This window comes from Acinetobacter sp. UBA6720 (genome assembly GCF_002454215.1).
GTDB lineage: Bacteria > Pseudomonadota > Gammaproteobacteria > Pseudomonadales > Moraxellaceae > Acinetobacter.
This window is the reverse complement of sequence record NZ_DKIK01000054.1, coordinates 1736-8138: the sequence shown is the minus strand read 5'-3', so window position 1 is coordinate 8138 and position 6403 is coordinate 1736. Positions and strand designations below refer to the sequence as shown.

The 6403-nt window shown below is 41.9% G+C and carries 5 protein-coding genes and 1 pseudogene; 4 read left to right on the top strand and 2 right to left on the bottom strand.

The window, feature by feature from the left end; translation table 11 throughout:
- The 4 genes from B4F08_RS04435 to B4F08_RS04420 form a co-directional block, all read left to right on the top strand.
- Nucleotides 1-1038, top strand: a 1038-nt coding sequence (locus B4F08_RS04435) for an acetate/propionate family kinase (protein WP_291373426.1), incomplete at its 5' end; no start/stop codon positions are given.
- 55 nt (nucleotides 1039-1093) lie between these two features.
- On the top strand, nucleotides 1094-3235 hold the full coding sequence (gene pta / locus B4F08_RS04430; RefSeq protein WP_291373424.1) for a phosphate acetyltransferase: 2142 nt from the start codon (nucleotides 1094-1096) through the stop codon (nucleotides 3233-3235).
- Between the two features lie 205 nt (nucleotides 3236-3440).
- Nucleotides 3441-4454, top strand: a complete 1014-nt coding sequence (locus B4F08_RS04425; RefSeq protein WP_291373422.1) for a hypothetical protein — start codon at nucleotides 3441-3443, stop codon at nucleotides 4452-4454.
- 155 nt (nucleotides 4455-4609) lie between these two features.
- The gene (locus B4F08_RS04420; RefSeq protein WP_151706573.1) at nucleotides 4610-5026 is read left to right on the top strand and encodes an NUDIX hydrolase; all 417 of its coding nucleotides are present in this window, start codon (nucleotides 4610-4612) and stop codon (nucleotides 5024-5026) included.
- A gap of 95 nt (nucleotides 5027-5121) precedes the next feature.
- Here B4F08_RS04420 and B4F08_RS04415 read toward each other — a convergent pair whose 3' ends face one another.
- Together B4F08_RS04415 and B4F08_RS04410 are read right to left on the bottom strand one after the other, a co-directional pair.
- On the bottom strand, nucleotides 5122-5625 hold the full coding sequence (locus B4F08_RS04415; protein WP_291373419.1) for a DinB family protein: 504 nt from the start codon (nucleotides 5623-5625) through the stop codon (nucleotides 5122-5124).
- A gap of 109 nt (nucleotides 5626-5734) precedes the next feature.
- Nucleotides 5735-6403, bottom strand: a pseudogene (locus B4F08_RS04410) (DMT family transporter); the annotation flags it as partial.

The following is a 6403-nucleotide window of genomic DNA, read 5'->3' as shown; positions in this document are numbered from 1 at the left end:
GAAAAAGCATTGGAAACGATCTTAGAACGTCTTTCACCCTATAACCCTCAAGCCATTGGTCACCGCGTCGTACATGGTGGTACATTGACCAAAGCTGAGCTTTTAACAGAAGAAATTGTAGAACGCATTCGTGCAGCGACACCACTTGCACCACTCCACAACCCAGCTCACTTGGTTGGGATTGACGCAACTATGCGTTTATTTCCAGAGCTACCTCAAGTGGCTGTGTTTGACACGGCTTTCCATCAAACCATGCCTGCGCATGCATACCGCTATGCTGTACCGAAGTTCTTATATACTGAGCACAATGTACGTCGCTATGGTTTCCACGGTACGAGCCATGCTTATGTGTCTGAACGCGGTTCAGAACTGGCAGGTAGCTTTAAACAAGGGGGCTGGTTAACAGCACACTTGGGTAATGGTAGTTCTACTTGTGCAATTTGGAATGGGCAAAGTGTTGATACCTCAATGGGCTTAACGCCACTTGAAGGTGTCGTGATGGGCACCCGCAGCGGTGATGTCGATCCAAGCTTACATAGTTTCCTTGCCAACAACTTAGGTTGGGATATTTATAAAATTGATAAAATGCTGAATAGCCAATCAGGCTTACTCGGTTTGTCTGATCTTTCAAATGACATGCGTACGTTGATCGAAGCCTCTGAACAAGGTGATGAAGATGCAACTTTAGCCATTGAAGTGTTCTGCTATCGCCTTGCAAAATCGTTAGCTGCACTGAGCTGTGGTTTACCACGACTGGATGGCCTATTCTTCACTGGCGGTATTGGTGAAAACTCTGCATATATTCGCGAAAAAACGATTGCTTACCTCCCACACTTTGGTTTCAACTTTAGCAAAGAAGCCAATGACAATCTAAAGCGTGGTACTGAAGGTCGTATTGATGCAGGCACAGGTCCACAGATCTGGGTTGTACCAACCGATGAAGAAGGACGTATTGCGAAAGAGACTGAGCATGTTGTAGCCAATGAGGTGATTCAAACTGCTGCAAAAAAGTCTGAAGACAATGTAGCGATCGCTTAAGCGGTCGTTACATTCGTTCAAGTCTGTTTTAATTTCTTGTATGACGAATAAATATATGAAAACAATTTTACTTGTGCCGACTGGGGAAGGTGTAGGCTTAACATCAGCCTGCCTAGGTTTGGTTTATGCACTAGAATGCCAAGGTGTTAAAGCTGGCTTTTTAAAACCATTCTCTCAAGAACTCACGGCGGGCGCAGACCGCACAACGGCGCTCTATCACCATGTGTCTAAAAACGAAACTGTTGAACCCATTAATTATCACACTATTTTGCAGCAACTTAGCGCAGGTGAAAATGATGAGTTACTTGAAGATGCAGTTCGCCTACACCGCACCATTGCACGTAAGCATGACCTGATTATCGTTGAAGGTTTAGTCCCAAACAACCGTGATTCTTTTGCGTCTGAACTAAACGCGCAACTTGCCCAAGCGCTCGATGCTAAAGTGATCATCGTCAGCAATGCAGACATTAATAAACCAAGTGCGACGGCTGAGAAAGTTGATAGTCAACTCCGTTATTTTGGTGGTGCAAGTTCAGAGCGAACCGCAGGTGTGTTATTAATGCGTACCAAGGGTTTACCTGATGACTCGGCACATATTCCTGTGACGATTGACCCAAGTCTCCGTTTAGTTAGCGATACCAATAAGTTCATTATTGAACTCCAAAAGACCCATCCAAAACTCGGTTCAGACAAACTGCCAGTAATTGGTCTAGTTCCGTTTAGTAATACGCTTAGCGTACCGCGTATGTCGGACTTAGCTACGCATATTCAGGCAGAATGGATCAATCAAGGCGATGCAACACAACGTCGTGTATTACATAGCAGTTTAATTGCATCGAATATTGAGCACGAACTTCATAAGTTTGTCGCAGGTGAGCTCATCATTAGTGCATCAGATCGTATTGATGTGCTATTAGCTTCAAGCTTAGCCAGCAGTAACGGTATACCATTGGCAGGGCTCGTACTGACCGAGCACCATACGCCAAACGAGCAAGTGCTCGCGTTCTGCCAAACAGCGATTAAACAAGGCTTGCCGATTTTACATACATCACTCAGCACGTTTGACACCGCGCAGAATTTAGCCAATCTCAGCAACGAAATTCCGGTCGATGATACTGAGCGTGCAGAACAAGTTACCCGTTTTGTATCAAGCCATATCAATGAGGCATGGCTCACTGAGATGTTGAACGGATCGTACCAACCACGCCTTTCCCCTTCAGCTTTCCGCCATGAATTGGTTCAAAAATCAATTGCTGCGAAGAAACGTATTGTTCTACCCGAAGGTGATGAACCACGTACAGTTCAAGCTGCTGCCATTTGCCAATCTCGTGGTATTGCCCACTGTATCTTATTGGCGAAACCTGAAGCCGTGGTTGAAGTGGCGAAAGCACGTGGTATTGAACTTCCACATGACTTAGAAATTATTGACCCAGATCTGATTCGTGAAAACTATGTTGAAAAAATGGTGGACCTACGAAACGGCAAACTGAATGAGCTACAAGCACGCGAACAACTGCAAGACACGGTCGTTCTCGGTACCATGATGCTAGCACTTAATCAAGTTGACGGCTTAGTTTCAGGTGCAATACACACCACTGCAAATACCGTACGTCCAGCATTTCAGCTCATTAAAACCGCGCCTGAGTATTCATTGGTCTCTTCCGTGTTCTTTATGCTGTTACCTGATGAAGTCTATGTCTATGGTGACTGTGCCATTAACCCAGATCCAAACGCAGAACAACTCGCTGAAATTGCGATTCAATCGGCTGACTCAGCAAAAGCTTTTGGTTTAGACCCACGTATTGCAATGATCTCATACTCAACGGGTACCTCTGGTGCTGGTGCTGAAGTAGAGAAAGTCGCTGAGGCAACACGTATAGCGAAAGAACGTCGTCCTGATCTGTTGATTGATGGGCCGCTTCAGTACGATGCAGCATCGGTTGAAAGTGTCGGACGCTCGAAAGCACCTGATTCTAAAGTTGCAGGTCGTGCAAATGTATTTATTTTCCCTGATTTAAACACAGGAAATACAACCTATAAAGCCGTACAACGCTCTGCAAATGTTGTGAGTGTGGGCCCAATGTTGCAAGGTTTGAATAAACCAGTAAATGATTTGTCTCGTGGCGCTTTGGTGGATGACATCGTGTTTACGATTGCACTCACTGCAATTCAAGCGGAACAGCAAGCAACCGCTTAAATCGAGTTGATGTGATCCAAACCATCCAGCTAAACAGTTGGGTGGTTTTTTTATTTTATAGCGCATAACAATATGAAGCCAAAGCTTAACTGCTTTATATTTATGGGCATAATCAAAACACAGAAAAATGGTAAGACTTTACTTTTCAGATACTTAAACAATATACTCAAGCCATATAATTAAATTCTAAATCATTGGTCTCATAATGAATAAAAAATGGCTTCCAATTCTACTGACAGCAACATTTTCTCTGACAGCATGCAGTGAGTCTAATCAACAGCAACAAATATCATCAGACTCAACACCAACACATAAAAACTTAAGTACAGCCAATCCAACGGATATTAAAACTGATCTTGATGCCTTGGATCAGATTGCGAATAAAAACTCTCAAGCTATTTTGAACGCACAAGACGCACTTAAAGCAGCTCGTCAAAATAAACAAGTCGATGCCCTACCTGCTCTACTTGAGCAACTGAAAACCCACTCACTTGAGTTTAACGCTGCACTAGATGCAACACACTTCAAAAGCCATGAGGTTGCTGCGCTCAGTGAAAAATTTAAGCAAGTCCATCTTCTGGGAGTTGAGCTCGCACAAGAAAATACTAAAAATCCACCACAGATGGATCGCATCACTGGATTAGAAGCGCAAATCAGCGTGATACAACAAAGTTCTGTCAGTGAAATGAGAGCCTTACAACACATGATTTACCCTCAACTGAATTCAGGGGCATTAAACAACACGCGACAACAGGTAAAATCAGACCCTGAGCTCAATGTTACGGCTCATACTCCACCCCATAGCACCTCACATCTGAGTCAAGATAATGCCGCAGACATCAAACATGACCTCATTGCACTCAGAGCACAATCAAGAGCAACCAAACAAGAAGCTGAAAGCTCAATGATGGAGATAAAACATGCCTTGGAAACGCATGATATGAATGCGTTGACAACTGCAATTGAAAAATCAAACAAACGCATTCAAAGTCTGAATCAAAATTACGATGCTGTGTCTCTAAAAAGCTCAGAAGTCACAGCCGCTCGTGAAAGGCTAAAAAAGGACAATAATCTTCAAATTGAAATGGGTAATATCATCCTATCGGACTCACCAGATCGACAAAAGTTTGAGGAGTTGCAAAAGAAACGATCCAATTCTCAAAAAATGGTTGAGATTGAGATGGAAGCGCTTCGGATTAAAGCCAATACAGCGTCATGATGCATTCATGTATATTTGGTGAATGCTATTTTTAGTCGAAAAACGCCCTAATAGCTTTTGATAACTAGATGCTCCAATATAGCCCGCGACCATATCCATGACCTTATCTACCTTTTAAGTAGTGTACCGACTTGCCTCTTGGATAAAATTCAAAAATGACATTAATCGAAAAAGTCGTCCCAGTTATATTTCGAAATATCAGTCAAAAAACAGAAATATTAGTGTTTAAACATCCAATTGCGGGTATTCAAATCGTAAAAGGTACAGTTGAGGTGAATGAAGAGTTGGAAACAGCGGCTCTGCGGGAGCTTTACGAAGAGTCTGGTATTTTATCTGCACATATTCACTCATATTTAGGTTTACATCATCCATCTGAGCAAGGCCCGAACTGGCATGTATTTATCTGCCATAGCACAGAAGCTTTAAAAGAGCATTGGACACATTTTTGCAATGATGACGGTGGATTAGAATTTAATTTCTTTTGGCACCCTCTGTTTGAGTCACCAAGCGCTGAATGGCATCCATTATTCCAAGAATTACTAACGTTTATTAAATCAAAAATTGAACCCTAATTTGGAAAATATTTTATATTCGTTAGAACTAAAATAATGTTTATTAACAAAGACTTTATGTCTATTTTTTAACGGTGATAACTATTCTGTTTAATTTACTGACGGTCTTCGATCAACATATACACCATATCAATCTCTGGACATGGATAGCCCATTGAAGTTAAAGCTGCTGTGACTTGTCCCCGATGATGCGTTGCATGGTTAAACACATGCAATAATGTAGCAGCATAGGGCAGGCTCATTTCTAGTCCAGCCGATGTTTTGTAGTATAAATCATGTCCAAATTTTTCCACATCAACATGTTTTAAAAAGTCTATCCAATGGTGAGCCCTGCTTTCTAACTCAAACATGAGTTTATCTTTATCCCTCTCTACGATGGTATTTAACTTCAGTAGAGGCGATGGTTTCGATGAAAACCGAGGAAACCATAGATAATGCTCCCCCACAAGCAAATGATTCAACGTTCCAGAAATAGTTTTGAAGAACAATCCGCATTCAGCATTAAAATCTTCATCAGAGACATTTTTTAAAGCTTGGTTTAATTTTTGAGTAGACCATACGTTGTAACGAGCGAATAATTCAAACGTTTTTAAATCCATTTATAAAGCCATACATGAAGTTCTCTAAAATGAGCATAATACACAGGATGAAAAACACCTAAGCCTTTCATTTATAGTGCAGAATATCTTTTAATTTTCTCATACACTCTCAGCTTCGCTTCAACATTTGACTCAGCCTCAACTTGGGTGGCTTGATAAAGAAAATTGCATTACCACATAAAATCAAAATCACCCCAATCACCGCATTTATATGCCATTGATACCCTTCCCAAAGGGTCGAAATCACCAAAGCCACCAACGGAAATAACAAGGTACTATAAGCTGCCTTGCCTGCCCCAATCCTTCCGACCAAATAGAAATAAGCAGTAAAGCCAATCACTGAACCAAAAACAGCCAAATACAATAAAGCACTCACTGCACTAAATTCCATAGCGGGGAAAAACTCGTCGTGTTTAAATCCAGCAATCAACGCCATCAGAAGTGAACCATATAGCATGCCATAAGCATTGGTCGTGAAAATATCCAGACCGTGTTTTTGATGACGCGCACTGATCATATTGCCCAGTGAAAAACCATAAGTGCCCAACACACAAAGACCAATCCCTATCAGCGTATGAGTTGTTTAAGGTACTTCCCTACCACATCATGCCAAAACAAAGCAATAATCCCCAATCCACCCAGTAAAGCCGCAGGGTAAAAACGTGTAGAAACCTGTTGTCCAAAGAATAGTTTGGCATTGAGGGTATTAAAAATGACCGCCATCGAAAAAATAACGGCCTCCAAACCGCTACTAATATATTGCACCGCATAGTAAAAA